Annotated in this window: 26 protein-coding genes and 1 tRNA gene; 15 read left to right on the forward strand and 12 right to left on the reverse strand. The window is 60.3% G+C overall.

What is annotated here, in order from left to right; genetic code table 11:
• Positions 1 to 447: 447 nt before the first annotated feature.
• The gene (gene mqo, locus PSH57_RS23985; RefSeq protein ID WP_305385866.1) at positions 448 to 1,956 is read left to right on the forward strand and encodes a malate dehydrogenase (quinone); all 1,509 of its coding nucleotides are present in this window, start codon (positions 448 to 450) and stop codon (positions 1,954 to 1,956) included.
• Between the two features lie 60 nt (positions 1,957 to 2,016).
• Here the strand turns inward: mqo and PSH57_RS23990 are convergent, their stop codons facing one another.
• Positions 2,017 to 2,304 carry a PA4642 family protein gene (locus PSH57_RS23990; RefSeq protein ID WP_305385867.1) on the reverse strand — a complete coding sequence of 96 codons (288 nt, stop codon included), beginning with the start codon at positions 2,302 to 2,304 and terminating at the stop codon, positions 2,017 to 2,019.
• A 62-nt stretch (positions 2,305 to 2,366) separates the two neighbouring features.
• Positions 2,367 to 2,852 carry a hypothetical protein gene (locus PSH57_RS23995; protein WP_305385868.1) on the reverse strand — a complete coding sequence of 162 codons (486 nt, stop codon included), beginning with the start codon at positions 2,850 to 2,852 and terminating at the stop codon, positions 2,367 to 2,369.
• A gap of 319 nt (positions 2,853 to 3,171) precedes the next feature.
• Between PSH57_RS23995 and dauA the strand changes: the two genes are divergently transcribed.
• Positions 3,172 to 4,911 (forward strand): C4-dicarboxylic acid transporter DauA, encoded by a 1,740-nt coding sequence (dauA, locus tag PSH57_RS24000; protein ID WP_305385869.1) that lies wholly within the window; start codon positions 3,172 to 3,174, stop codon positions 4,909 to 4,911.
• 195 nt (positions 4,912 to 5,106) lie between these two features.
• Here the strand turns inward: dauA and PSH57_RS24005 are convergent, their stop codons facing one another.
• Positions 5,107 to 5,580 carry a WbuC family cupin fold metalloprotein gene (locus tag PSH57_RS24005; RefSeq protein WP_305385870.1) on the reverse strand — a complete coding sequence of 158 codons (474 nt, stop codon included), beginning with the start codon at positions 5,578 to 5,580 and terminating at the stop codon, positions 5,107 to 5,109.
• Between the two features lie 3 nt (positions 5,581 to 5,583).
• Positions 5,584 to 6,141, reverse strand: a complete 558-nt coding sequence (locus PSH57_RS24010; RefSeq protein WP_047229412.1) for a hypoxanthine-guanine phosphoribosyltransferase — start codon at positions 6,139 to 6,141, stop codon at positions 5,584 to 5,586.
• Positions 6,142 to 6,317: 176 nt separating this feature from the next.
• Here PSH57_RS24010 and upp point away from each other — a divergent pair, with 176 nt between their 5' ends.
• Together upp and PSH57_RS24020 are read left to right on the forward strand one after the other, a co-directional pair.
• Positions 6,318 to 6,956: a uracil phosphoribosyltransferase gene (upp, locus tag PSH57_RS24015; RefSeq protein WP_003185330.1), complete on the forward strand. Its 639-nt coding sequence runs from the start codon at positions 6,318 to 6,320 to the stop codon at positions 6,954 to 6,956.
• Between the two features lie 2 nt (positions 6,957 to 6,958).
• Positions 6,959 to 8,233, forward strand: coding sequence for a uracil-xanthine permease family protein (locus tag PSH57_RS24020; protein WP_305385871.1), 1,275 nt, complete (start codon positions 6,959 to 6,961; stop codon positions 8,231 to 8,233).
• 135 nt (positions 8,234 to 8,368) lie between these two features.
• Here the strand turns inward: PSH57_RS24020 and hemH are convergent, their stop codons facing one another.
• Together hemH and PSH57_RS24030 are read right to left on the reverse strand one after the other, a co-directional pair.
• Positions 8,369 to 9,394 carry a ferrochelatase gene (gene hemH, locus PSH57_RS24025; protein ID WP_305385872.1) on the reverse strand — a complete coding sequence of 342 codons (1,026 nt, stop codon included), beginning with the start codon at positions 9,392 to 9,394 and terminating at the stop codon, positions 8,369 to 8,371.
• Between the two features lie 13 nt (positions 9,395 to 9,407).
• Entirely contained in the window at positions 9,408 to 10,307 is a 900-nt protein-coding gene (locus PSH57_RS24030) for a TIGR01777 family oxidoreductase (protein WP_305385873.1), read from the reverse strand.
• Positions 10,308 to 10,503: 196 nt separating this feature from the next.
• Between PSH57_RS24030 and PSH57_RS24035 the strand changes: the two genes are divergently transcribed.
• The 6 genes from PSH57_RS24035 (at position 10,504) to PSH57_RS24060 (ending at position 16,228) form a co-directional block, all read left to right on the forward strand.
• Positions 10,504 to 11,490: an NAD(P)/FAD-dependent oxidoreductase gene (locus tag PSH57_RS24035; RefSeq protein ID WP_305385874.1), complete on the forward strand. Its 987-nt coding sequence runs from the start codon at positions 10,504 to 10,506 to the stop codon at positions 11,488 to 11,490.
• Positions 11,491 to 11,662: 172 nt separating this feature from the next.
• Positions 11,663 to 12,625: a YbgA family protein gene (locus tag PSH57_RS24040; protein WP_305385875.1), complete on the forward strand. Its 963-nt coding sequence runs from the start codon at positions 11,663 to 11,665 to the stop codon at positions 12,623 to 12,625.
• Positions 12,625 to 13,563 (forward strand): MerR family transcriptional regulator, encoded by a 939-nt coding sequence (locus PSH57_RS24045; protein ID WP_305385876.1) that lies wholly within the window; start codon positions 12,625 to 12,627, stop codon positions 13,561 to 13,563. The genes PSH57_RS24040 and PSH57_RS24045 overlap by 1 nt, the downstream gene beginning before the upstream one ends.
• Positions 13,564 to 15,003, forward strand: a complete 1,440-nt coding sequence (gene phrB / locus PSH57_RS24050; RefSeq protein WP_305385877.1) for a deoxyribodipyrimidine photo-lyase — start codon at positions 13,564 to 13,566, stop codon at positions 15,001 to 15,003.
• 117 nt (positions 15,004 to 15,120) lie between these two features.
• A complete protein-coding gene (locus PSH57_RS24055; RefSeq protein WP_305385878.1) occupies positions 15,121 to 15,894 on the forward strand; it encodes an SDR family NAD(P)-dependent oxidoreductase in 774 nt (257 codons plus the stop codon).
• 28 nt (positions 15,895 to 15,922) lie between these two features.
• A complete protein-coding gene (locus PSH57_RS24060; RefSeq protein WP_305385879.1) occupies positions 15,923 to 16,228 on the forward strand; it encodes a YkgJ family cysteine cluster protein in 306 nt (101 codons plus the stop codon).
• Positions 16,229 to 16,345: 117 nt separating this feature from the next.
• Here the strand turns inward: PSH57_RS24060 and PSH57_RS24065 are convergent, their stop codons facing one another.
• The 6 genes from PSH57_RS24065 to hemA form a co-directional block, all read right to left on the reverse strand.
• Positions 16,346 to 16,864, reverse strand: a complete 519-nt coding sequence (locus PSH57_RS24065; protein ID WP_305385880.1) for an acyloxyacyl hydrolase — start codon at positions 16,862 to 16,864, stop codon at positions 16,346 to 16,348.
• 113 nt (positions 16,865 to 16,977) lie between these two features.
• Entirely contained in the window at positions 16,978 to 17,769 is a 792-nt protein-coding gene (gene murI / locus PSH57_RS24070) for a glutamate racemase (protein ID WP_305385881.1), read from the reverse strand.
• Positions 17,762 to 18,550 (reverse strand): molybdopterin-synthase adenylyltransferase MoeB, encoded by a 789-nt coding sequence (locus PSH57_RS24075; protein ID WP_305444766.1) that lies wholly within the window; start codon positions 18,548 to 18,550, stop codon positions 17,762 to 17,764. The genes murI and PSH57_RS24075 overlap by 8 nt, the downstream gene beginning before the upstream one ends.
• A complete protein-coding gene (prmC, locus tag PSH57_RS24080; protein ID WP_305385883.1) occupies positions 18,516 to 19,346 on the reverse strand; it encodes a peptide chain release factor N(5)-glutamine methyltransferase in 831 nt (276 codons plus the stop codon). Before prmC ends, PSH57_RS24075 begins: the two co-directional genes overlap by 35 nt.
• A gap of 14 nt (positions 19,347 to 19,360) precedes the next feature.
• Entirely contained in the window at positions 19,361 to 20,443 is a 1,083-nt protein-coding gene (gene prfA / locus PSH57_RS24085) for a peptide chain release factor 1 (RefSeq protein ID WP_305385884.1), read from the reverse strand.
• Entirely contained in the window at positions 20,440 to 21,729 is a 1,290-nt protein-coding gene (gene hemA / locus PSH57_RS24090; RefSeq protein ID WP_305385885.1) for a glutamyl-tRNA reductase, read from the reverse strand. The genes prfA and hemA overlap by 4 nt, the downstream gene beginning before the upstream one ends.
• Positions 21,730 to 21,901: 172 nt before the next feature.
• On the opposite strand from hemA, the gene PSH57_RS24095 reads away from it, so the two are divergent.
• The 5 genes from PSH57_RS24095 (at position 21,902) to PSH57_RS24115 (ending at position 26,201) form a co-directional block, all read left to right on the forward strand.
• On the forward strand, positions 21,902 to 23,626 hold the full coding sequence (locus PSH57_RS24095; RefSeq protein WP_305385886.1) for a tetratricopeptide repeat protein: 1,725 nt from the start codon (positions 21,902 to 21,904) through the stop codon (positions 23,624 to 23,626).
• A 4-nt stretch (positions 23,627 to 23,630) separates the two neighbouring features.
• Positions 23,631 to 24,248, forward strand: coding sequence for a lipoprotein insertase outer membrane protein LolB (lolB, locus tag PSH57_RS24100; protein WP_305385887.1), 618 nt, complete (start codon positions 23,631 to 23,633; stop codon positions 24,246 to 24,248).
• 1 nt (position 24,249) lies between these two features.
• Positions 24,250 to 25,101, forward strand: coding sequence for a 4-(cytidine 5'-diphospho)-2-C-methyl-D-erythritol kinase (ispE, locus tag PSH57_RS24105; protein WP_256230952.1), 852 nt, complete (start codon positions 24,250 to 24,252; stop codon positions 25,099 to 25,101).
• Between the two features lie 36 nt (positions 25,102 to 25,137).
• A tRNA-Gln gene (locus tag PSH57_RS24110) sits at positions 25,138 to 25,212 on the forward strand.
• A gap of 47 nt (positions 25,213 to 25,259) precedes the next feature.
• The gene (locus tag PSH57_RS24115) at positions 25,260 to 26,201 is read left to right on the forward strand and encodes a ribose-phosphate pyrophosphokinase (RefSeq protein ID WP_003171603.1); all 942 of its coding nucleotides are present in this window, start codon (positions 25,260 to 25,262) and stop codon (positions 26,199 to 26,201) included.
• The last annotated feature ends 29 nt before the right edge of the window (positions 26,202 to 26,230 follow it).

The following is a 26,230-nucleotide window of genomic DNA, read 5'->3' on the forward strand; positions in this document are numbered from 1 at the left end:
CCAAACCGGGCGCGGTGCCAGGCTGGGACAGCCCTTTTTTGAGGTTCACGTCTTCAAAAGAGCGTGAAAAAACGGGTTTTCACAACTTCACGAGAGTGTGGCGAGCAAATGAATAGTTTTGCGTCTGAACAAGCACCATTAGCGTCTGAAACAGCCCAACGACACAGGACCGCCTATCGCTCAAGAACCGGCGCCTGAAGCCTGTCCGCTACGGATTTGGTTGCACGAACGGATGTCTCGGCCATAAGTCGAATTGCCTGCCCGGCGCTTAAATGAGTTCATGGGACTCTGAGGCCAGGCTGCATGCATCCGCAGTAGTTGCAAAAAATTGCGAAGATTCGGACATGGCGATCCTGGCCATGGATACCTGGGGCGCAACTGACCTGCCCCGCCACTCCTGGCCGCCATGCCGACAATTTGGTGCTGCAGATTTTGGAGACGCGTTAAATGGCGCATAACGAAGCAGTCGATGTAGTTCTGGTAGGGGCCGGCATCATGAGTGCCACCCTGGCCGTGCTGCTCAAGGAACTCGACCCCGCGATCTCGCTGGAAGTCGTCGAGTTGATGGATTCCGGTGCCGCGGAGAGTTCCAACCCGTGGAACAACGCCGGCACCGGCCACGCCGGGCTGTGTGAGCTGAACTACACGCCCCAGGCAGCCGATGGCAGTGTCGACATCAAGAAAGCCGTGCACATCAACACCCAGTTCGAGGTGTCGAAGCAGTTCTGGACGTACCTGACCAAAAAAGGCACGTTCGGCTCATCCAAATCCTTCATTGCCCCCGTCCCGCACCTGAGCTTCGTGCAGGGTGAAAAAGGCGTGTCGTTCCTGAAAAAGCGCTTTGAACTGATGCATCAGCATCATGCCTTCGCTGACATGGAATACACCGAGGACAAGGCCCTGATGGCCGAGTGGATGCCGCTGATGATGCCGGGCCGGCCAACTGACGAAGTCATCGCCGCCACCCGTGTAATGAATGGCACCGACGTCAACTTCGGCGCCCTGACCAATCAGTTGCTCAAGCACCTGACCAGCGCCCCGGACACCCAGGTCAAGTATTGCAAGCGCGTCACCGACCTCAAGCGCAATGGTGCTGGCTGGACCGTCAGCATCAAGGACGTCAATTCCGGCAGCAGCCGCGAAGTCGATGCCAAATTCGTCTTCCTGGGCGCCGGTGGTGCTGCATTGCCGCTGCTGCAAGCCTCGGGCATCGAAGAAAGCAAAGGCTTCGGTGGCTTCCCGGTCAGCGGCCAGTGGCTGCGTTGCGACAACCCGGAAGTGGTCAAGCACCACCAGGCCAAGGTCTACAGCCAGGCCGCCGTGGGCTCGCCACCGATGTCCGTGCCGCACCTGGACACCCGCGTGGTCGATGGCAAGAAATCCCTGCTGTTCGGACCATACGCCGGCTTCACCACCAAGTTCCTCAAGCACGGCTCGATCATGGACCTGCCGCTGTCGGTACGCGCCGGCAACATCGGCCCGATGCTGGCCGTGGCTCGGGACAACATGGACCTGACCAAGTACCTGATCAGCGAAGTGATGCAGTCCATGGACCAGCGCCTGGAATCCCTGCGCCGCTTCTACCCCGAGGCGAAAGCCGAGGACTGGCGCCTGGAAGTGGCCGGCCAACGGGTTCAGATCATCAAGAAAGACCCGAAGAAAGGCGGCGTCCTGCAGTTTGGCACCGAACTGGTGGCGGCCAAGGACGGCACCCTCGCCGCCTTGCTCGGCGCATCGCCCGGTGCTTCGGTGACCGTCTCGATCATGCTGGACCTGATCGAGCGCTGCTTCCCGGACAAAACCAAGGGAGAGTGGGCGAGCAAACTCGCGGAGATCTTCCCGGCGCGGGAAAAAGTGCTGGAAACCGACGCGGCGCTGTATCGCAAGGTCAATGCGCAAAACAACGTCGCCCTGGAACTGGTTGAAGAAAGCAGCGAGACACCCAGCTTCGCTTGATCCAACCGCATAAAAAACGCCCCGTTCTTTCTGAGAGCGGGGCGTTTTTGTTTAAAAGGTTTAACCGCGAGCCTTGTTGATCAACTCGACGTACTCCTCGGCATGGCGCTGATCCTGGATCAGCGCGACGAAATCGTTGCCGTGCTCATCCTTGCCATTGAGGTCGTAACCGGCCTCGACGAAAAACGCCAGGAACCGCTCGAAGTCGTCGACCCGCAAGCCACGGTAGGCCTTGATCAGTTTGTGCAGCGACGGCGAAGTGGCATCGACCGGATCGAAATTGAGGAACAGCTTGATCTGCTCATCGCCAATCTCGTCACCAATCACTTGTTTCTTGTCTTTACGCATTGCCGGGCTCCAGCTCGCACAGTTCACGGGGCGGGCAGTTTACCCCCGGCAGGCCTCGGGGCTCAACGCGGGCGTACAGCGCCAGTGTGCAGATCGGCCCAGATATGGCCGTTGGCGTAGCTGAGGAACTGCACGTACACCGTGTCGCTGCGCAGCAGATCGATCACCACCTGATACTGGGCCTGTGGATAAGACAGGGTCAGGGTCCTGCTCGCTTCGTCGAAGGCAGGTTTCTTCAGGCTTTTGCTTTCGCCGTCGAAGTTCAGGATCACCTGGTTGAGGGTGGCGCCTTTATTCAAGGGCTTGCCTTTCAGGCGTACCAGCAATGGCGATGTGACCGGTATCGGCTGCTGGTTGGACTGACGCTGATTGCCCAGCACCACCGAATACTCAGTGACTTGGAGTAATTGCTGGTGTTCGGGTTGTTCCTGACGCACCGCCAGATCATCGGGAGGCAGAAATTGACTGTGCATCGGCGCGCCCACGGCCGCCCACGACAGGCTGGACATCAGCAACAGAGCGGCGCAGCGGCGGGTCAGGACACTCATGACAGGCTCCAGGGTCTTGGCCGGGCACTCTAGCATGAGCCCAGGTGGTAAAAATAACGATCCAGGTCAATACATCCGCGCGACGAGCACGGCATACTCAAGGAGCCATCAGCCCTCGCATCACATGATGCCCCTTGTGGCGAGGGGATTTATCCCCGCTGGGCTGCGAAGCAGACCTAAACCGGATACTCGGTGATTCAGACAGATCACCCCACCCGACGGGAGCTGCTATGCAGCCCAACGGGGATAAATCCCCTCGCCACTGGTTAGGTGTTTGCCGGGAATTCGGTATTTGCCCCGCTCATTTCGTGGAGTGCCCATGTCTTTCTCCGCCCCACCCTTATTCGCCGCTTGGCGCCAAACCTGGCGCGCCGGTTACACCCTTGAGCGCCTGCGTGGCGATCTTGTGGCCGGCCTGACCGTTGGCATTATTGCCATCCCCTTGGCCATGGCCCTGGCAATCGCCGTCGGCGTCCCACCGCAACACGGCTTGTACACGGTGCTGGTGGCCGCCCCCCTGATTGCCCTCACCGGCGGCTCGCGTTTCAACGTGAGCGGGCCGACAGCGGCGTTTGTGGTGATCCTGCTGCCCATCACCCAGCAATACGGCCTGGGCGGCCTGCTGCTGTGCACGATGCTGGCGGGCATGATTCTGATCGCGCTCGGCCTGATGCGAGCCGGACGGCTGATCCAGTACATTCCTTATCCGGTCATTCTCGGCTTTACCGCGGGAATCGGCGTGGTCATTGCCACTTTGCAGCTCAAAGACTTGCTGGGCCTGAGCACTGTCGGCAACGCCGAGCATTACATCGAGCAACTGGGCGCCTTGATCACGGCGCTGCCCAGCGCCCGGCTCGGCGACGGCCTTATCGGCGTCATCTGCCTGGCGGTATTGATTGTCTGGCCACGCTGGGTGCCCCGTATTCCAGGACATCTGGTAGCCCTGTTGGTGGGTGCCCTGTTGGGGCTGGCGCTGGAAAGCGGCGGATGGCAGATCGCGACACTGGGCGAACGTTTCAGCTACGTGGTCGACGGCATCAGTTACCCCGGCATCCCGCCATTTTTGCCGAGTTTCGACTGGCCTTGGAATCTGGCGGACGGTCAGGGCCAGCCCTTGGGACTGTCCTACGAGCTGATCCGCCAATTGCTGGCGCCTGCCTTCGCCATCGCCATGCTCGGTGCCATTGAGTCGCTGTTGTGCGCGGTGGTGGCCGACGGCATGACCGGCAGCAAACACGATCCCAACGCCGAACTGATCGGCCAAGGGCTGGGCAATCTGGTTGCGCCACTGTTCGGCGGCATTACTGCCACGGCGGCGATTGCCCGCAGCGCCACCAATGTGCGCAGCGGTGCGTCGTCACCACTGGCGGCGATCATTCACAGCCTCGTGGTGCTGGTGGCGATTGTGCTGTTGGCGCCGTTGTTCAGCTATCTGCCCATGGCGGCGCTGGCGGCGTTGCTGGTGATGGTGGCCTGGAACATGAGCGAAGCCGGACACGTGCTGCACACTTTGCGTATCGCCCCACGCAGTGACGTGCTGGTGCTACTGACCTGCCTGAGCCTGACTGTCCTGTTCGACATGGTCCTGGCCGTCGCCGTCGGCCTGCTGATGGCCGCCGGGCTGTTCATCAAACGCATGAGCGAGCTGACGGACACCGCCGAACTGCCGCGCCATTTCCATCAGGCCCTGCTGGAGATGCCCGAGCACGTTCGCTGCTACGCAATCCGCGGACCGCTGTTCTTCGGCGCGGCAGAAAAGGCCCTGGATGTGCTGCGCAAATTCGATCCGGGCGTTCGAGTGGTGGTGGTGGAAATGAGCGCCGTGCCGATGCTGGACATGACTGCGCTGGCGGCTTTTGAAAGTATCCTCAAGGACTACCGCAAGCAGGGCATCGGCCTGATTCTGGTGGCGACCGCGCCACGGGTACGCCTGAAGTTGCGCCGCGCCGGCATCCATCGCGAGCAGCGCCAACTGGCGTATGTGCAAACCCTGGAGCAGGCACGGGTCAAAAGCGCGCAGTGGCTGGCCGGTAGCACGGCTCACTCGAAGCTGGCCTGATCTGTGACGAGGGTGTAGCTGTGCAGCGGATTCATGTGGCGAGGGGATTTATCCCCGTTGGGCTGCGAAGCAGCCCTGAAATCAGGCGACTCAGTGTGTCAGGCTGATCGGGGTCGATCGGTTTAGGGTCGCTTCGCAACCCAACGGGGATAAATCCCCTCGCCGCAGAAGCTTCACTGCCAGCCTGACGCAACGTCAGTCGAACTGAGCGCGCATCCAGGCCTGGTACTGCGCCACCCCCGCCTCGCCTTCGCGGGGCGCCCAGAGGGCCAGTTCACCGTCGCCTACCGGGCGGTAAGGCCCGGCCTTGCACTCGAACATCATGCTGTCGGCTTCCAGCACCACTAAACCGTGGTACACGCCGGCCGGCAGGTCGACACCCAGGCAATCGCCACCGGCCTGCAGGATGCGCTTGTCCACCACCGTCCCGGCTTCATCAAAGATCAACACACCGAGCCGGCCCTTGAGTACCAGCAAGGTTTCAGCCTTGTCGGCGCTCAAGTGGCGATGCGGCGCAATGTAAGTGGACGGTTGCAAGCCCACCGCCATGCGATGGCAAGGCTCGTCCATCTGATGAAAATTATGGTGCTGGCGCCCGCGAGGACTGGCCGCGGCTTTCTCGGCCAATTCAGCGAACAGCACTTGATCCAGAAAGCCCGGCCGAGTCATCGATTACATTCCCTTGACGGCAAAAATACCATTGGCGTTGCGCCAGTAACCTTTGTAGTCCATGCCATAGCCGAAGATGTAGCGGTCAATGCACGGCAGGCCAACGAAATCGGCTTTCAGGTCTGGACGAGCCTTGCGGTCGTGGTCCTTGTCGATCAGCACGGCGGTGTGCACGGCGCGGGCACCGGCATGTTTGCAGAAGTCGATGATGGCGCCCAGGGTGTGACCTTCGTCGAGGATGTCGTCGATGATCAGCACGTCGCGGTCGATGAACGAAACTTCCGGCTTGGCTTTCCAGAACAGGTCACCGCCACTGGTTTCGTTGCGGTAACGGGTGGCATGCAGGTAGGACGCTTCCAGCGGGAAGTTCAGGTAGGTCAGCAGCTTGCCGGAGAAAATCAGCCCACCGTTCATGACGCAGAACACCACCGGGTTGGAATCGGCCAATTGATCGTTGATTTGCGCACCGACACGGGCGATGGCCGCTTCGACTTCAGCTTCGGTGTACAGGCAGTCAGCCTCTCGCATGATTTGACGGATATGCTCGAGATCAGCGGACATGGCGCTCTCCAGGGGAGGTTGAGGGGAGGGACGGTTTCGGAAAAGCGGGCAAAGGTACGCATCCCGCCCGGCCAGATCAAGCGTTTGTGGACTAACGTTCTGTATTGTCTATAGGACAACACCCTCGGATAGATTAATCTAGGCCGGTTTTTTTGCCCGCCGCCGGAGCTTTCCCCATGCCCATCCTCGAGATCCGCCACCCGCTGATCAGACATAAACTCGGCCTGATGCGCCGCGCCGACATTAGCACGAAGAACTTCCGCGAACTTGCCCAGGAAGTCGGTGCACTGCTCACCTACGAAGCCACCAAGGACCTGCCGCTGGAGTCCTATGAAATCGACGGCTGGGCTGGCACGGTCCAGGTGGAAAAAATCGCCGGCAAGAAGATCACCGTAGTGCCGATCCTGCGTGCCGGTATCGGCATGCTCGAAGGCGTGCTGAGCCTGATCCCGGGCGCCAAGGTCAGCGCCGTGGGCGTGGCCCGCAACGAACAGACCCTGCAGGCTCACACCTACCTGGAAAAACTGGTGCCGGAAATCGACGAGCGCCTGGCAATGATCATCGATCCGATGCTCGCCACCGGCAGTTCCATGGTCGCCACCATCGACCTGCTGAAAAAAGCCGGTTGCCGGGACATCCGCGCCATGGTGCTGGTCGCCGCCCCCGAAGGTATCAAGGCAGTGCAGGACGCGCACCCCGACGTCACCATCTACACCGCTTCCATCGACCAGAAACTCAACGAACATGGCTACATCATCCCGGGCCTGGGCGATGCCGGCGACAAGATCTTCGGCACCAAGCAGAAGGACGCTTGAGCATGCAGGATGAGTTCAACGATCCGCTCTGGCGCCAGGTATTATCCGGCGCGCAGATGCTGTTCGTCGCCTTCGGCGCGCTGGTACTGATGCCATTGATCACCGGGCTGGACCCGAACGTAGCGCTGTTCACCGCAGGCCTGGGAACAATCCTGTTCCAGATCATCACCGGGGGTCAGGTGCCGGTGTTCCTGGCATCGAGCTTTGCCTTCATCACCCCGATCATTCTCGCCAAGGGCCAGTTCGGCCTGGCGGCGACCATGGGCGGGGTGATGGCGGCCGGTTTCGTCTACACCTTTCTGGGCCTGGCGGTGAAGGTCAAGGGCACCGGATTTATTGACCGTTTGCTGCCGCCGGTGGTGATTGGGCCGGTGATCATTTCCATCGGCCTGGCCATGGCACCGATTGCCGCCAACATGGCCATGGGCAAGGCCGGCGACGGCACTGAACTGATTGCCTACCAGACGGCGATGCTGATCTCGATGCCAGCGCTGCTCACTACCCTGATCGTCGCGGTGTTCGGCAAAGGCATTTTCCGCCTGGTGCCGATCATCTCCGGCGTGCTGGTGGGCTTTGCCATGGCGTTTTATTTTGGTGTGGTGGACACCGCCAAAATCGCCGCCGCACCGTGGTTCGCCTTGCCGAACTTCACCGCGCCGGAGTTCAACTGGCAGGCGATCCTGTTCATCGTGCCGGTGGCCCTGGCGCCGGCCATCGAGCACATCGGCGGGGTCATCGCCGTGGGTAGCGTGACCGGTCGCGACTACCTGAAAAAACCCGGCCTGCACCGCACCCTGCTCGGCGATGGCATCGCCACCACCGCAGCCGGCCTGTTCGGCGGCCCGCCCAACACCACCTACGCCGAGGTCACTGGCGCGGTGATGCTGACCAAGAACTACAATCCGAAAATCATGACCTGGGCGGCGATCTTCGCCATCAGCCTGGCGTTCATCGGCAAGTTCGGCGCGCTCCTGCAAAGCATCCCAGTGCCCGTAATGGGCGGGATCCTGTGCCTGTTGTTCGGCTCGATCGCGGCGGTGGGCATGAACACGCTGATCCGCCACCAGATCGACCTTGGCGAAGCGCGCAACCTGGTGATCGTTTCGGTGACGCTGGTGTTTGGTATCGGCGGTGTGCTGGTAGGCACCGGCACTGGCCCGGACGACTTCGGCCTCAAAGGCATCGCGCTGTGCGCGGTGGTGGCAATCGCCCTGAACCTGATCCTGCCGGGCAATGACAGCTGGAAGCACAAGAAGGCGGAGGAGCCGCTCCAGTAAAAACGCATAACTTTCATCGCCTGCACTGCCGTCATCGCGGGCAAGCCTTGCTCCCACAGATTTTGTCTTGGCCCCTTAAGTATGGACCACTCGAAACCTGTGGGAGCAAGGCTTGCCCGCGATGCTTTTCGAGGTTTACAGAGCTATGGGCGCCCGCTCGCACAGGGTGCTCAACGCCTGCGCCCACTGCGCATCATCATTGAGACACGGCACCAGCACTAACTCCTCCCCGCCCGCCTCACGAAACTGCTCGCGTCCGCGATCACCGATTTCTTCCAGGGTTTCGATGCAGTCGGCCACGAACGCCGGGCACATCACCAGCACTTTTTTCACGCCGCTTTTGGCCAGTTCATCCAGGCGCGCTTCGGTGTAGGGTTCAATCCACTTGGCGCGCCCCAGTCGCGACTGGAACGACACTGACCATTGGCCATCCTTGAGCCCCATGCGCTGGGCGAACAGGTCGGCGGTGCGAATGCATTGCGCGCGGTAACACGTAGCCATGACTTCAGGCGGCGCGTTTTTGCAGCAATCAGCGTCCTTGAAGCAATGAAAACCCGTGGGATCGAGCTTGGTCAGGTGCCGCTCCGGCAAACCATGGAAGCTCAACAGCAAATGGTCGTAGTCCTGCATCAGATACGGCTTGGCGCTGGCAACCAGGGCGTCGAGGTATTCCGGCTGATCGTAAAACGGCTGGAGAATCGAAAACTGCACATTGAGCTTCTTCTCGCGCACCACCCGCTTGGCTTCTTCGATCACCGTGGTAACCGTGCTGTCAGCAAATTGCGGATACAGAGGCGCCAACGTGATCTTCTTGTGGCCCTGGCTTGCCAGGCGCACCAGCGTCGATTCAATGGACGGTTCGCCATAACGCATCGCCAGTTCAACCGGCCCCTGGGTCCATTGCGCAGTCATGGCTTGCTGCAAGCGACGGCTGAGCACCACCAGCGGCGAGCCGTCCTCCCACCAGATCGACGCATAGGCGTGGGCCGATTGCTCGGGGCGCTTGATCAGGATCAGCGACACCAGCAAGCGCCGCACCGGCCATGGCAGGTCGATGACGTAAGGGTCCATCAGAAACTGATTGAGGTAGCGGCGCACATCGGCCACCGAAGTGGAAGCAGGCGAACCCAGATTCACCAGAAGCAACGCGTGATCGGTCATGCAACGTCCTATTTCAAAGGCGGTCCGACAAGTCGTCGAGAGCCGCATGCAAATCAGTGAACCGGAAAGTGAAACCCGCCGCCTGCAATCGGGCCGGTGTTGCGCGCTGGCCGCCCAGCAACAGCAATGACAATTCTCCCAGTGCGACCTTCAGCACCAGCTCCGGCATCGGCACCACGGCCGGCCGATGCAACACGCGCCCCAGGGCCTTGGCAAAATCGCGGTTGCGCACCGGGTTCGGCGCGCAGGCATTATAGGGACCGCTGGCCTCATCGCGATGCAGAAGAAAATCAATCAGAGCGATTTGATCGGCAATGTGAATCCATGGCATCCATTGCCGACCATTGCCAATACGCCCGCCCAGCGCCAGTTTGAACGGCAGCAGCAGGCGCGACAAAAAGCCGCCCTCGGCCGACAGGACCAGGCCGGTGCGAACCAGTACCACGCGTATGCCCATGGCCTCGGCTCGCTGCGCGGTTTCCTCCCAGGCGATGCACAACTGGCTGGCGAAGTCCTCGCTCACCGGGCCCGACTCCTCGGTCAGCTCACGCTCGCCACCGTCGCCGTACCACCCCACCGCGGAACCGGAAATCAACAGCCCAGGTTTTTGTTCGCAACGCTCCAGCCATGCCAGCAATACTTCTGTCAGGGTGATGCGACTGCTCCACAACAACATCTTGCGTTTGTGGCTCCAGGGTCGATCCGCAATCGGCGCCCCCGCGAGGTTGACCACCGCGTCCACCGGCTCGGTAATTTCGTCGAGCCTGGCGACGCCCCGCGCCTGCGCGCCGCAGATTTTTGCCACTTCTTCGGGTCGACGACTCCACACCGTCAAGCGATGGCCCTGCTCCAACCAGTGGTGGCAGAGCTGACGTCCGATCAAACCAGTACCGCCGGTCAGCAATATGTGCATGAGGTGTTCCTCGCATCGCATTTTACCCGGCCCATTAGTCTATTTTTATAAGCAGGGAATTTTCGTATCAGGCAGGGTCTGTGTTTAACAATAGGACAACCTGTCGAAACGCGAACGGTAAAACCTATACCAAAAATCCGAATTGTACAGGTTTAAACGACGGCGTAGTCTGTACAGAAAGGTAAACGAGGCCCTCATGACTGTACCTATCGCAATCATCGGCACCGGCATCGCCGGACTTTCAGCCGCTCAGGCCCTGACGGAGGCCGGGCATGTCGTTCAACTCTTCGATAAAAGCCATGGCAGTGGCGGACGCATGGCCAGCAAACGCAGTGATGCCGGCGCACTGGACATGGGCGCGCAGTACTTCACCGCTCGCGATCGCCGCTTCGTCATGGAGGTCCAGCGTTGGCAAGCCAAGGGCTGGGCGGCGGAATGGACTCCTCAGCTGTATCACTTCAAGGATGGGCAACTGAGCCCGTCGCCGGACGAACAGACCCGCTGGGTCGGCACTCCGCGCATGAGCGCCATCACCCGCGCCCTGCTTGGCGAGTTGCAGGTACAGTTCTCCTGCCGTATCACCGAGGTGTATCGCGGCCAGGAACATTGGCACTTGCAGGACGCGGAAGGCTTCACCCACGGCCCCTTCGGCCAGGTGGTGATCGCCACGCCCGCGCCCCAGGCCACCGCATTGCTGGCGGCCGTGCCTAAGCTGGCCGCAGTGGCGGCGGGCGTGAAGATGGACCCGACCTGGGCCGTAGCCCTGGCCTTCGAAACCCCGCTGGATACGTCCATGGAAGGTTGCTTCGTCCAGGACAGCGCCCTCGATTGGCTGGCTCGCAACCGCAGCAAACCGGGACGCGACAGCACGCTCGACACTTGGGTGCTGCACGCCACCAGCGACTGGAGCCGGCAACACATCGATATGGCCAAGGAAGCGGTGATCGAACACCTGCACGGCGCATTTGCAGAACTGCTGCACAGTGCAATGCCAGCCCCCAGCTTCAGCGTGGCCCATCGCTGGCTTTACGCCCGTCCCGCTGGCAACCATGAGTGGGGCGCCCTGGCCGATGCCGACCTGGGCTTGTATGTCTGTGGCGACTGGTGCCTGTCCGGCCGTGTCGAAGGCGCGTGGCTCAGTGGCCAGGAAGCCGCACGCCGTCTGCACGCCAGCCTGCAATAAACCGCGTCACCCTGCGCCATCCGCTGCTGTCAAAACAGACAGCAGCCTGCCTTCGATAAAACGCCATCACCCCCACACATAAAACCGGTTGACTTGCGCTCGTTCGGACCTATTATGAAAATATTGTACATAAGTAATTTTATGTACAAGTTTTAGTAATCAGAGGTCGCCCATGCCCCACGAAGCGGTCATCAAACCGAAAATCGCCATCAGCGCCTGCCTGATGGGCGCTGAAGTTCGCTTCAACGGCGGACACAAGCAATCGCAGCTATGCAGCCGCACCTTGGTTGATTACTTCGACTTCGTGCCGGTCTGCCCTGAAGTCGCCATTGGCCTGGGCATCCCTCGCGAGCCGATCCGGTTGGTGGGCAATCCCGAACGGCCCGACGCGGTTGGCACGGTCAGGCAGGACCTCAATGTGACCCGGCCATTGGCCGACTACGGACAGCAGATGGCCGAGGAACTGGATGACATTTGCGGCTACATCTTCATGCAGAAATCGCCGTCCTGCGGACTGGAGCGGGTCAAGGTCTACGATCACAACAGCGTGCCCCAGGACGGCGGCGGTCGCGGTATCTATGCCCGGGCGTTTTGCGAGCGTCACCCCGACTTGCCGGTAGAAGAAGACGGTCGCCTGAACGACCCGGTGCTGCGAGAAAATTTTCTGACCCGGGTATTTGCCTACGCGGCCTGGCAGCCGTTGCGCCGCCAAGGCCTGACACGCCGTGACTTGATCCACTTTCACTCGCGCTACAAATATCTGTTGATGGCCCATAACCCGGTGCAATACAAGGCCTTGGGCAACCTGCTGGGCAACATGGGCAAGGCCGACCCTGACGAGCTGGGCACGCGCTATTTCAGTGCGTTGATGGCCGCCTTGAAAAAATGCGCCACCCGCCGCACTCACACTAATGTGCTGCAACACCTGAGCGGGTACCTCAAACGTGCCATCAACGCCGAGGACAAGCAGGAAGTGCAACACCTCATCGGGCAATACCGCCTCGGCATCGTACCCTTGGTGGTTCCGCTGACCTTGCTCAAGCATCACTTGCGCCTGCATCCCGACCCCTATTTGGCGCAGCAGGTCTACCTGCAGCCGCACCCGGAAAACCTCAGTCTGCGAAATGCCATTTGATGAAAAACGAACCTGATTCCAGCGCCAGCGAAGACCTGGGTGCCGACTTCGCCAAAGCCCTGGCGCAGGGTTGGCTGCCCATACGCGAAGTCGCCCGACAAACCGGCGTCAATGCCGTCACACTAAGAGCCTGGGAGCGCCGTTACGGCCTGATCGTGCCGCACCGCACACCCAAGGGTCACCGACTGTTCAATGCCGAACATGTGCAACGTATTTTGAGCATCCTCACCTGGATTGATCGCGGGGTGGCGGTGAGCAAGATAAAACCGCTGCTCGACACGCCGCAGCCGCCCAGCGAACCTCTGGAAAACGATTGGCAGCGCCAGCGCCACGCTCTGCTGCTGGCGGTCACACAACTGGCTGAGCGTCAGGTCGATGACCTGGTCAACCAGGCAATGGCGCTTTATCCGCCCTGGACCGTGTGTGAACAACTGCTCTTACCCTTGCTCGCCGAACTGCACGTGCGCTGGCAGGGCCAGTTTGGTGCGCAGTTGGAACGGGTATTTCTGTACTCCTGGCTGCGCAGCAAATTCGGCAGTCGGATCTACCACAACAATCGTCAGTTGCGCGGTGCGCCGTTGCTGCTGGTCAACCAGTCGGACCTGCCGCTGGAACCTCACTTGTGGCTAAGCGCCTGGCTGGCCAGCAGCGCCGATTGTCCGGTGGAAGTGTTCGACGGGCCGATCCCCGCAGGCGAACTGGCTTTGGCCGTCGAACGCCTCAAGGCCCGCGGGGTGCTGCTGTATTCCAGTAACGCACTGAACTTGTCCCAACTGCCGAAACTGCTCAGCGGGGTTGATTGCCCGATCATCATCGCCGGCCCGGCCGCGTCGATCCATCACGCCAGGTTATCCACAGGCGTCTCGACCGAGAACCTTACTTGGGCCGAAGATCCGTTATCGGCTTACCGCGAACTGAGCCGCAGAGAACTTATTTGAATGAAAAACCGCACGCAACTGATCTGGCTGCGCAGCGACCTGCGCCTGCACGATAACACTGCCCTCGCCACCGCAGCAGCCCAGGGACCTTGTGTGGCGGTGTACCTGCCGAGCCCGGAACAATGGCGCGCGCATGACGATGCGCCGTGCAAAATCGACTTTTGGCTGCGTAACCTCACCTCGTTGAGCACTGCCTTGGGGGAGTTGAACATCCCGCTGCTGATCCGCCACGCACCGCGTTGGGATCAGGCACCGCAGATTCTGCTCTCACTGTGCCACGAGCTGGAAATCGACGCCGTCCATGTCAATGAAGAGTACGGCTTGAACGAAACCCACCGCGATGCTGAAGTTGCCCGGACATTGCAGGGCCAGGGCATCGAGTTTCACAGTCACCTCGACCAGTTGCTGTTCAAACCCGGCAGTGTGCTGACCAAAACCGGCACCTATTTCCAAGTGTTCAGCCAGTTCCGCAAGGTCTGTTACAGCCGCCTGCACTTTTCGCTGCCGAGCCTGGTCGCCACGCCTCCCCGGCAGGCGCCCACCGGTATTATCAGCGACCCGGTGCCCACCCAAGTCGAAGGCTTCTCGCCTGCGAGCGAAACGCTGCGAGCCCTCTGGCCAGCCGGTGAAAACGAAGCCCGACGGCGCCTGGACACCTTCGCCGAACAACACCTCGATGACTACCAGAGCGAACGGGATTTTCCCGCCAGACCAGGCACCAGCCAGCTCTCGGCTTACCTGGTGGCCGGCGTGATATCGCCGCGCCAATGCCTGCACGCGGCGCTGCAGGCCAACCAGGGTGAATTCGAGAGCGGAAGCGTCGGCGCTGTGACATGGATCAATGAATTGCTCTGGCGCGAGTTCTATAAACACATTTTGGTGGGTTATCCACGCGTCTCCCGTCATCGCGCGTTCCGCCCGGAAACCGAAGCACTGACTTGGCGCAATGCCCCCGAAGAACTAGCGGCCTGGAAGCAGGCACGCACTGGCCTGCCAATCATCGACGCGGCCATGCGCCAACTGCTGGAAACCGGCTGGATGCACAACCGTTTGCGGATGGTGGTGGCGATGTTCCTGACCAAGAACCTGCTGATCGACTGGCGCGAGGGTGAACGCTTTTTCATGCAACACCTGATCGACGGCGACCTGGCCGCCAACAACGGAGGCTGGCAGTGGAGCGCCTCGACCGGGACGGACTCGGCGCCCTGGTTCCGGATCTTCAACCCCTTGAGTCAATCGGAAAAATTCGACCGCGAAGGATTGTTCATAAAACGCTGGTTACCTGAACTGAACGATCTTGACAAGCAACAGGTCCATAACCCAAACATGCAGGGAGGATTGTTTGACGCGGCGGATTACCCTCCCGCGATTGTCAACTTGAGTCAGTCCCGGGCGCGTGCATTGCAGGCGTTCAGAAACCTGCCAACGCGACAAACGTGAAGTTGAACAGTGGGGCGGTCAGCGAACAGAAAATTTGCTGACGCAGGATGCAATTTCAACCATGCAGCCATACAGTTTTAATCAAACGTGCGCGCTGCCGGTCGAAAGGAGTGTGGAATGGGCCTGGAAACTCGAAAACGCTATTGGCTAACCGGTGCCGGCAACGGCGTCGGCGCGGCGCTGGCCGAGGCGATACTCAAAACTGGTGCGCACCTGGCCGTTAGTTCGCGCTCGTCACGCTCGTGCGAATACCTTTCGGCGCATTATCCGGGCCAAGTACTGGCAGTGCCTGGCAACTTGACCGACAGCCAGACTGTACGCGAGATCGGCGAACAGATTGCCCGGCAGTGGGGCTCGCTGGACACCGTGATTCTCAACGCCGGATCAGCCGAATACATCGACGGCCAGCCCGCCGCCCCCCTGATCATCGAACACATCGTGCGCAGCAATCTGATGGCCGCCAGCCTCTGCATTCGCACTGCCCTGCCACTGCTGCGCGCAGGCAACATGTCTCATCTGGTGGGTATCGCCAGCCCGGCGACTTACTTGCCACCGTCGTATGCCGAGGCCGATGGCAAAGGGATGCGTTTTCTGTTCGAGTCGGCTCGCGTCGACCTCGCGGCCAAGGGCATCGACGTGACGCTGGTCCACCCCGGCTTCGATGGCCCTGCGCGCAGCCTCGATGATTGTTTTCCGGCTCCAGTCCAGTGGACGGCCGAAACGGCGGCCCATCACGTGCTGACACAACTGGCCGAGCGCCCCCGTGAAGTGGCGCTCCCCGTTTCGTCCATGACCGCACTCTGGCCTCTACCTTCATCGCCCGAGTCGATGCTCACTGACGTCAACTCAAATAAAGCGGGGAACGGGTGCCCGATCAAGGGCCAACCCTGAAGGGCCCGGTTGCCTTACACTGCGCGCCATGAAAACCATCCCTGTTCATCAAATCCCCCTGCCTGCCGTCACTTGTTCGACGTGCGCGGCGTGCTGCTGCCAGTTGGAAGTGATGTTGATCACTGACACTGGCGTGCCTGAACGCTTTATCGACACGGACGAATGGGGCGGGGAAGTGATGTTGCGGCTCGATGATGGCTGGTGCGCGGCGCTGGATCGCGACAGCATGATGTGCACGATCTACGAAAAACGCCCGTTGATCTGCCGCGAGTTCGAGATGGGCGCACCGGAATGCATTGAAGAACGCAAGGGGATTGCGACGGCGTATCGGTAGCCAACCAAGACACTGACTGTGGGAGCGGGCTTGCTCGCGAAGGCGTTGGATCAGTCAATATGAGAGTGCCTGACCCAACGCCTTCGCGAGCAAGCCCGCTCCCACAGGACTTAGGTGTTACAGCGGCATCGTGTAGTGCAGCGCGTAGCTTTCAACACCGTCGTTGGTCGACTTGATGCCGGCGTTGGAGTAATGAGTGGCGCGAATACCCACTTCATGTCCGCCATTGAAGCGCAGCCCCAGACCTATGCGATCCTCGAACTGGAAAGCGGTACCCAGTTGGTTGTTTTCAACTTGGGTGTTCTCGAATAACGCTACACCGATACCCGCTTCGATGTAGGGTTTTACGTTCTGCCCGGCAAACTCATACACAAAGACTGGCGAGAACGACAGGCTGTGGTTGCTGGATGCCTCATCACCCTCCCAGTACGTATACGCACCGCTCCAGTAGCCGGTCAGGCGACCGACGTCGCTCTGCCACCAACTCTTGTCCCAGTCGAACTGCATGCCCAAGCGATAGGTCATGGTCGACTCGCCGGTCTGGCCCACCCCAAACTCCACACCCGCCGCTTGTGCGGTGTAAGTGTGCCCCAACAATGCAGCCGCAAGTGCAGCCAAGCAGAATAAACGCTTCATTAGAAACATCCTTTTCCGAACAGACTTAGTTAGTTTTGTTACAAACAGACAAAGCTATAGAAATCCGCGTTAAAACAGAAGTTCAGCCCGATTTAGGTATTTTTCGTGTTTTTTTACAGGCTGAAGCTTCGCACAATGCCAGACGAATGCCATAGCGCCGGTAGGATTTTTCTTAAATGTATCGGATCCGCGCTACTCCAGAATTGGGTTTCGCTGACGGGGCCGGTGGCCAGGAGTCCGCGCTCGGTCAGCAGGCGTTGAAGTTGCCGAGCGACGGCGGCACCCGTGTCGATCAGGCTGATGTGCGCGGGGACCATTTTTTTGAGCAATGGCTTGAGAAACGGATAGTGCGTGCAACCCAGGATCAGCGTGTCGCAGCCGGCGGCCAGCAACGGTTCGACATAACCCTGCAGCAATTGACGCAGGGCCGGGCTGTGAAGATCGCCCGCCTCAATCAGCTCGACCAGCCCAGGGCACGGCTGGGTGACCACCCGTACATCGGTGGCGAACCGATCAAGTAATGCGGCAAATTTGGCGCTCTGCAATGTGCCGGTGGTGGCCAACACGCCGACAATGCCACTTCGGGTGGCGGCGGCCGCCGGTTTGACCGCCGGTTCCATACCGACGATGGGCCAGTGGGGGTAATCGCGACGCAAATCGGCGACCCCGGCGACCGTTGCGGTATTGCAAGCCACCACCAGCGCCTTGGCGCCCTGCTGATGGAGAAAGTCGGCAATGATCGCGCAGCGCTGCCGGATGAATTCCGGGGTTTTCTCGCCGTAGGGAATGTGCCCGCAGTCTGCGACGTAGAGCAGTGACTCATTGGGTAACAACCGACGGATCTCCCCCAGCACCGACAGCCCGCCAACACCCGAGTCGAACACACCGACCGGCGCTTCACTCATGCTGGCTACCACCACAGACGCTACACCCCGGATCACGCTTGACCCTCAGTTCACGAAAACGGCTACCCAAGGCGTCGATCAACAGCAGCCGCCCGACCAATGGCTCACCGAAGCCGGCCAACAGCTTCAAGGCTTCAAGCGCTTGCAGGCTGCCCACCAGCCCCACCAGCGGCCCGAGCACACCGGCTTCGCTGCAGGTCAACTCGGCTTCACTGCCGTGGCCATAGAGGCAGTGATAGCAGGGGCTTTCGGGACGGCGCGGATCAAACACCGACAACTGCCCTTCCAGGCGAATCGCCGCACCGCTGACCAGCGGTTTGCCTGCCGTGACACACGCCGCGTTCACCGCTTCGCGGGTGGAGAAATTGTCGCAACAGTCCAGCACCACATCCACCGCTGCGACTGCAGCAGACAGGCTGTCTTCGTCCATCGCCTGCGGGTGAGGCACCAGCCTGATTTCGGGGTTGAGCGCCGTCAGGCGGCGCATCGCCGAATCGACCTTGCTCAGGCCCACACTGTCGGTGTCGTGGATGATCTGGCGTTGCAAGTTGGTCAGGTCGACCGTGTCAAAATCCGCCAGGTGCAATTCACCAACGCCGGCTGCGGCCAGGTACAGCGCCACCGGAGCACCGAGGCCGCCCAGGCCGATGATCAATACGCGGCTGTGCTTGAGTCGCAGTTGCCCGTCGATGTCGACGTGCTGCAACAGAATCTGCCGGCTATAACGCAACAGCTCCTGAGATCGTTCAGCACGGCAGGCGCCCCAGGCTGATACGTTCATGCCCACCCAGGTCCTTGCGGCTGTGGACTTCAGCAAACCTTTGGGTTTGCAGCAGATCACGCACTGCGTCGGCCTGATCGTAACCGTGCTCGAGCATCAGCCAGCCGCCCGCTTCAAGATGTTCGGTGGCCTGGGCGATAATTGTGCGCAAATCATCAAGCCCGTCGTGTCCTGCTACCAGGGCACTGGCCGGCTCGAAACGTACGTCGCCCTCAGCCAGGTGAGGATCAGTGGCGGCTATATACGGCGGGTTGCTGATGATCAGCTCAAAACGCTCGCCGTCCAAAGCGCTGAACCAGTGGCTGCTCAGCACGGTGACGTTGCGCAGGTCCAGGCGCTGGCGATTGCGTTCGGCCAGGGCCACCGCCTCCAGCACACGATCGACCGCGGTGACTTTCCAGACCGGGCGCTCGCTGGCCAATGCCAGGGCAATCGCGCCGCTGCCGGTGCCCAAATCCAGAACCCTGGCCGCAGTGGCCGGCAGCAAGGCCAACGCGGTTTCCACCAGCAGTTCGGTGTCGGGACGCGGAATCAATGTGTGGGGCGCCACTTCCAGGTCGAGGTTCCAGAAGCCTTGCTGCCCGAGGATATAAGCCACTGGCTCGCCAGAACGACGGCGGCGCAGGTATTCAGAGAACAGCAACGCCGCTTCGCTTGGCACGATTCGCTCGGGCCAGGTGTGCAGGAAGCTGCGGGACTTGCCCAGAGCCGCGGCCAGCAGCAATTCGGCATCCAGTCGGGGCGTGGGCGAATCCGGCAGCTCGGCGGCGCGTAACAAACTGGCGATGATGGTCATATATTCACCTGTGCTTACTCGCCAATGGCAGCCAACTGGTCGGCCTGGTATTCGGCCAGCAACGGTTCGATCACCGCATCGACGCCGCCGGCGAGAATTTCGTCGAGCGAATACAACGTCAGGTTGACTCGATGGTCGGTGACCCGGCCCTGGGCGAAGTTGTAGGTACGGATCCGCTCCGAACGATCCCCCGAGCCCACCAGCAGCTTGCGTTCGCTGGCGATGGCGTTGGCCGCGGCGCTGGTCTGCTGGTCGTTGAGCTTGGCCGACAGCCAGGACATCGCACGCGCACGGTTCTTGTGCTGGGAACGTTCTTCCTGGCACTCAACCACGATGCCCGAAGGCAGGTGAGTGATGCGGATCGCCGAATCGGTCTTGTTGACGTGCTGGCCACCCGCGCCCGAGGAGCGGTAAGTGTCGACCCGCAGGTCCGCCGGGTTGATCTCGATGGCTTCTTGCTCGTCCGGCTCGGGCAAAACCGCCACGGTGCAAGCCGAAGTGTGGATGCGCCCTTGAGATTCGGTAGCCGGTACACGCTGTACGCGGTGGGCGCCGGATTCGAATTTCAGCTTGCCGTAGACATTGTCACCCTCGACCCGGGCGATGACTTCTTTATAGCCGCCGTGTTCGCCTTCGTTCTCCGAGAGGATTTCCACCCGCCAGCCGCGACGCTCGGCGTAACGTGAATACATGCGGAACAGGTCACCGGAGAATATCGCCGCCTCGTCGCCGCCAGTGCCGGCACGGATCTCGAGAAACACATTGCGACCGTCGTTCGGGTCCTTGGGCAACAGCATGCGTTGCAGATTGCCTTCCAGTTCGAGCAACTGCTCCTTGGCTTCACGGACTTCCTCGACCGCCATTTCGCGCATGTCCGGATCGCTGTCCTTGAGCAACGCCTGGGCGCCTTCAAGATCGCCCTGGACTTTGAGCAACTGTTTATAGGTGGCGACGATCGGCTCGACTTCGGCGTATTCCTTGGAATACGTGCGGAACTTGTTCTGGTCGGAAATGACTTCGCCATCGCCCAGCAAGGCGGTCAATTCTTCGAAACGGTCCTGGAGGATGTCCAGCTTATTGAGCAGTGACGCTTTCATTGCGATTTTTTATCCGAAAAGCTATCCGGTGAACCCTCACCGAGGGCAAAGAGTTCCTGAGCCATGGCCAACGCATCAAGGCGGCCTTCAGCGGTCAGCTTCTTAAGCTGGACACTGGGCGCGTGAAGCAATTTATTGGTCAGGCCGCGAGCCAGTTGCACCAGCACCTCTTCAGCGCTGCCACCATTTGCCAGCAGGCGCTGGGCCTTCTGCAGTTCTTCGTCACGCAGGCGTTCGCTTTGCTGACGATAAGCCTTGAGCACATCCACCGCCGCCAGCTCACGCAGGCGCACCATGAAATCCTCGGCGCCGATGGTGATCATTTCTTCGGCCGCCTGAGCCGCGCCTTGCCGGCTCTTGAGATTCTCGGCGACCACTTCGTGCAGGTCGTCGACACTGTAGAGATAAACGTCGTCCAGCTCGCCGACTTCCGGCTCGATGTCCCGGGGAACGGCAATGTCCACCATGAAAATCGGCTTGTGCTTGCGCAACTTCAAGGCGCTTTCCACCGCGCCTTTGCCCAGGATCGGCAACTGGCTGGCGGTGGAGCTGATGACGATGTCGCTGTGTACCAGCTCGGCCGGGATGTCTGACAGCAGCACGGCATGGGCGCCGAACTGCTCGGCCAGGGTACTGGCGCGCTCCAGTGTGCGATTGGCGACGACGATACGCTTGACCCCCAGGTCGTGCAGATGGCGCGCGACCAAGGTGATGGTCTCCCCTGCACCGATCAGCAGCGCCTGGCTGCGTTGCAAATCGCTGAAAATCTGTTTCGCCAGGCTGACCGCGGCAAACGCCACGGACACCGGGTTTTCACCGATGGCCGTGTCGGTGCGCACCTGTTTGGCGGCATTGAACGTGGCCTGGAACAGGCGCCCGAGCAGAGGGCCGACGGTGCCGGCCTCGCGGGCCACGGCGTAGGCCGACTTCATCTGGCCGAGAATCTGCGGTTCGCCCAGCACCAGCGAATCGAGCCCGGAGGCGACGCGCATCATGTGACGAACGGCCGCATCGTCTTCATGCACATAGGCACTGGCGCGCAGCTCTTCAAGACTCAGACCGTGATATTCGGCCAGCCAGCGCAGCACGGTATCGGCCGAAATGTGATCCTGCTCTATATAAAGCTCGCTGCGATTGCAGGTGGAGAGGATGGCAGCCTCGCGGCTCTCGGTGAGTCGGCAAAGCTGCTGCAGGGCCTCAACCAGTTGCTCAGGCGTAAAGGCCACGCGCTCGCGGACGTCTACGGAAGCAGTCTTGTGGTTAATACCAAGTGCAAGGAAGGCCATTCAAGGTCGCTGATAGTGACGTGAAGCCGGCAATTGTCCTACTTCGCCAGATTCAGAACAACCACTCGATATCTATCGCACTGCCCCGTACCGTAAATCGACGGGCCGGTTATGTTTGACTGAAGGCTTGTGTCATGATGATCCGACCGCAGGTTAGTCGTCCTTTTCCTATATGAATAGATCTTCCGCGTTGCTCCTCGCTTTTGCCTTGCTCAGCGGCTGCCAGTCCATGGCCCCCGTGTCGACAGACGGTACGCCGCCGGTCGAAGACAGCACCCAGGCCCCTGAAAAGCCCAAGGTCTACGGCTCGTTCAGCGAAGAAACCATTTTCAGCCTGCTGAGCGCCGAACTGGCAGGCCAGCGCAATCGTTTCGACATTGCGCTGGACAACTACGTCACCCAAGCCATCAACACCCAGGACCCGGGCATCTCCGAGCGGGCGTTTCGTATTGCCGAATACCTGGGTGCCGATCAGCCCGCCCTGGACACCGCGCTGATCTGGGCCAAAAACGCACCGCAAGACCTCGAAGCGCAACGCGCCGCCGCCGTGCAACTGGCGCGGGCCGGACGCTACGACGACTCCATGACGTATATGGAAAAAGTCCTGCTGGGCAAGGGCGACACCCATTTCGATTTTCTTGCGCTGTCAGCGGCCGATACCGACCAGGAAACCCGCGACGGCCTGACAAAAAGCTTCGATCGCCTGCTGCAGCGTCACCCCAACAACGGCCAACTGATTTTCGGCAAGGCCCTGCTGCTGCAACAGGATGGCGACACCCAAGGTGCCCTTACCCTGTTGGAAGACAACCCGCCGCAAGCGGGTGAAGTGGCGCCGATTCTGCTTCGCGCACGCTTGCTGCAAGGCTCGAACCGCGGCGACGAAGCCCTGCCGTTGCTGGAAAAAAGCATCAGGCAATACCCGGACGACAAGCGCCTGCGCCTCACTTACGCGCGCATGCTGGTGGAAAACAACCGCATGGACGACGCCAAGGTGGAGTTTTCCAACCTGGTTCAGCAGTACCCTGAAGACGATGAATTGCGCTATTCCCTGGCATTGGTTTGCCTGGAAGCCAAGGCTTGGGAAGAAGCCAAGGTTCACTTGGAAGACCTGATTGCACGGGGAACCCATGTCGACTCGGCTCACCTGAACCTGGGCCGTATCGCTGAAGAACGCAACGACCCCGAAAGTGCGCTGCTTGAGTACGCTCAGGTCGGCCCAGGCAACGACTATCTGCCGGCCCAGTTGCGCCAGGCCGACATCCTGATGAGCAACGGCAAAACGGCTGAGGCCCAGAGTCGCCTCGCCGTGCAGCGAGACACCCAGCCGGACTATGGCATCCAGTTGTACTTGATCGAGGCCGAAACCCTGTCGGCCAATAATCAGGGCGACAAAGCCTGGACCGTGCTCGATCAGGCGCTGAAACAGTACCCCGAAGACCTGAACCTGTTGTATACCCGCGCCATGCTGGCGGAAAAACGCAATGACCTGGCCCAGATGGAGAAAGACCTGCGCTTGATCATCCAGCGCGACCCCAACAATGCCATGGCCCTCAATGCCCTGGGTTACACCTTGTCCGATCGCACCACCCGATACGCAGAAGCCAAGGTGCTGATCGAACAGGCCCACCAGCTCAACCCGGAAGACCCGGCGGTGCTCGACAGTCTTGGCTGGGTGCATTTCCGCCTGGGGAACCTCGACGAGGCCGAACGCCTGCTGCGCCTGGCCCTGGAGCGCTTTCCCGACCAGGAAGTCGCCGCGCACCTGGGCGAAGTCCTGTGGGCCAACGGCAAACAGCGCGAAGCCCGGCAGATCTGGAGCAAGTTCCTCAAGGAACAGCCCGACAGCCCCATCTTGCGCAGCACCATCAAACGCCTGACCGGATCAGAGACCCTTTAAAATTATGTTTTTGCGCCACTTCATCGTTTTCAGCTTTATCGCCCTGCTCGCCGGTTGCGCCGGCTTCGGTGCCCGAGAGTCCGTCCAGGGCCACGGCAACCCGGCCCAATGGCGTGAACACAAACAACAACTGAGCGGTCTCGATGGCTGGCAGATCGACGGCAAGATAGGCATACGCGCACCAAAAGACTCGGGCAGTGGCACCCTGTTCTGGCTGCAACGCCAGGACTACTACGACATTCGCCTGTCCGGCCCGCTGGGTCGCGGCGCCGCGCGCCTGACCGGCCGGCCCGGCCAGGTTTCGCTGGAAGTGGCCAATCAGGGTCGCTACGAGTCCCCCTCCCCGGAAGCTTTGCTGGAGGAGCAGTTGGGCTGGAAGCTGCCCGTATCCCACCTGACCTGGTGGGTTCGCGGCCTGCCAGCACCGGACAGCAAAAGCCGCCTGACCCTCGACGCCGACAGCCGCCTGTCCAATCTTGAACAGGATGACTGGCAAATCGAATACTTAAGCTACGCCGAGCAAAACGGCTACTGGTTGCCCGAACGCATCAAACTGCATGGCAGTAACCTGGACGTCACGCTGGTGATCAAGCGATGGCAGCCGCGCAAGCTGGGGCAATGACATGACCGCTGCACGCCTGACCCTACCCTCCCCGGCCAAGCTCAACCTGATGCTGCACATCCTGGGCCGTCGCCCGGACGGCTATCACGAGTTGCAGACGATCTTTCAGTTTCTCGACTACGGCGATGAAATCACCTTTGCCGTGCGTGACGACGGCGTGATTCACCTGCACACCGAATTCCAAGGCGTTCCTCACGACAGCAACCTGATCGTCAAAGCCGCGAGAAAACTTCAGGAGCAATCCGGTTGCTCGCTGGGCATTGATATCTGGATCGAAAAAATCCTGCCCATGGGTGGCGGCATCGGCGGCGGCAGCTCAAACGCCGCGACGACTTTGCTGGGGCTCAACCACCTGTGGCAGCTGGGTTGGGACGCCGATCGCCTGGCCGCATTGGGCCTGACGCTGGGCGCCGACGTGCCGGTTTTCGTACGGGGCCACGCCGCTTTTGCCGAGGGCGTCGGGGAAAAACTCACACCGGTAGAGCCCGAGGAACCCTGGTACTTGGTGCTGGTGCCGCAAGTATCTGTAAGTACAGCAGAAATTTTTTCAGATCCACTGTTGACACGTAACTCTCCGCCCATTAAAGTGCGCCCCGTTCCCAAGGGAAACAGTCGAAATGACTGCTTACCGGTGGTAGCAAGGCGTTATCCAGATGTTCGTAACGCTTTGAATTTGTTAGGTAAATTTACCGAAGCAAAACTCACCGGAACTGGAAGTTGTGTGTTTGGGGGCTTCCCAAGCAAAGCTGAAGCTGATAAAGTCTCGGCCCTTCTGACAGAGACCCTTACAGGGTTTGTAGCAAAAGGAAGCAACGTTTCGATGTTGCATCGCAAGCTGCAAAGTCTGCTCTAAAGGAATCGAGTGCTGGGCACTCGCAGCAACAGATACAGGGGCGTCGCCAAGCGGTAAGGCAGCAGGTTTTGATCCTGCCATGCGTTGGTTCGAATCCAGCCGCCCCTGCCATTTTCCTATACTCATCCAGGTATACCCTCAGCCTTCAGGTACTGCGCGTGTCCAAGATGATGGTCTTTACGGGGAACGCTAACCCCGATCTGGCTCGGCGTGTTGTACGTCAGCTGCATATCCCTCTCGGTGACATCTCTGTCGGTAAATTCTCCGACGGCGAAATCACTGCCGAGATCAATGAAAACGTTCGCGGTAAAGACGTCTTCATTATTCAGCCGACTTGCGCTCCGACCAACGATAACCTGATGGAACTCGTCGTGATGGCTGATGCCTTCCGCCGCTCCTCAGCAACTCGTATTACTGCTGTTATTCCTTACTTTGGTTATGCCCGTCAGGATCGCCGTCCGCGTTCCGCACGTGTGGCAATCAGCGCGAAAGTCGTGGCTGACATGCTTACCGTAGTCGGCATCGATCGTGTGCTCACGGTCGATCTGCATGCTGACCAGATTCAGGGCTTCTTCGATATTCCCGTGGATAACATCTACGGCTCCCCGGTTCTGGTGGATGACATTGAAGATCAGCGCTTCGAAAACCTGATGATCGTGTCCCCGGACATTGGCGGCGTCGTGCGTGCACGGGCCGTTGCCAAATCCCTGGGCGTTGATCTGGGTATCATCGACAAACGCCGTGAGAAAGCCAATCACTCCGAAGTGATGCATATCATCGGTGACGTCGAAGGGCGTACCTGTATTCTCGTCGACGACATGGTCGATACCGCCGGCACCCTGTGCCACGCGGCCAAGGCCCTGAAAGAGCATGGCGCGGCCAAGGTCTTTGCCTACTGCACACACCCTGTGCTGTCGGGTCGAGCGATCGAAAACATTGAAAATTCCGTGCTGGACGAGCTGGTGGTCACTAACACCATCCCGCTGTCCGCTGCTGCACAAGCCTGTGCGCGTATCCGTCAACTGGATATCGCGCCGGTTGTTGCCGAAGCGGTTCGCCGCATCAGCAATGAAGAATCGATCAGTGCGATGTTCCGTTAAGGGCCCTGCCCTTTCCATAACATCTCGTT

The organism is Pseudomonas hefeiensis, from assembly GCF_030687835.1.
In the GTDB taxonomy this organism is placed as follows: Bacteria; Pseudomonadota; Gammaproteobacteria; order Pseudomonadales; family Pseudomonadaceae; genus Aquipseudomonas; species Aquipseudomonas hefeiensis.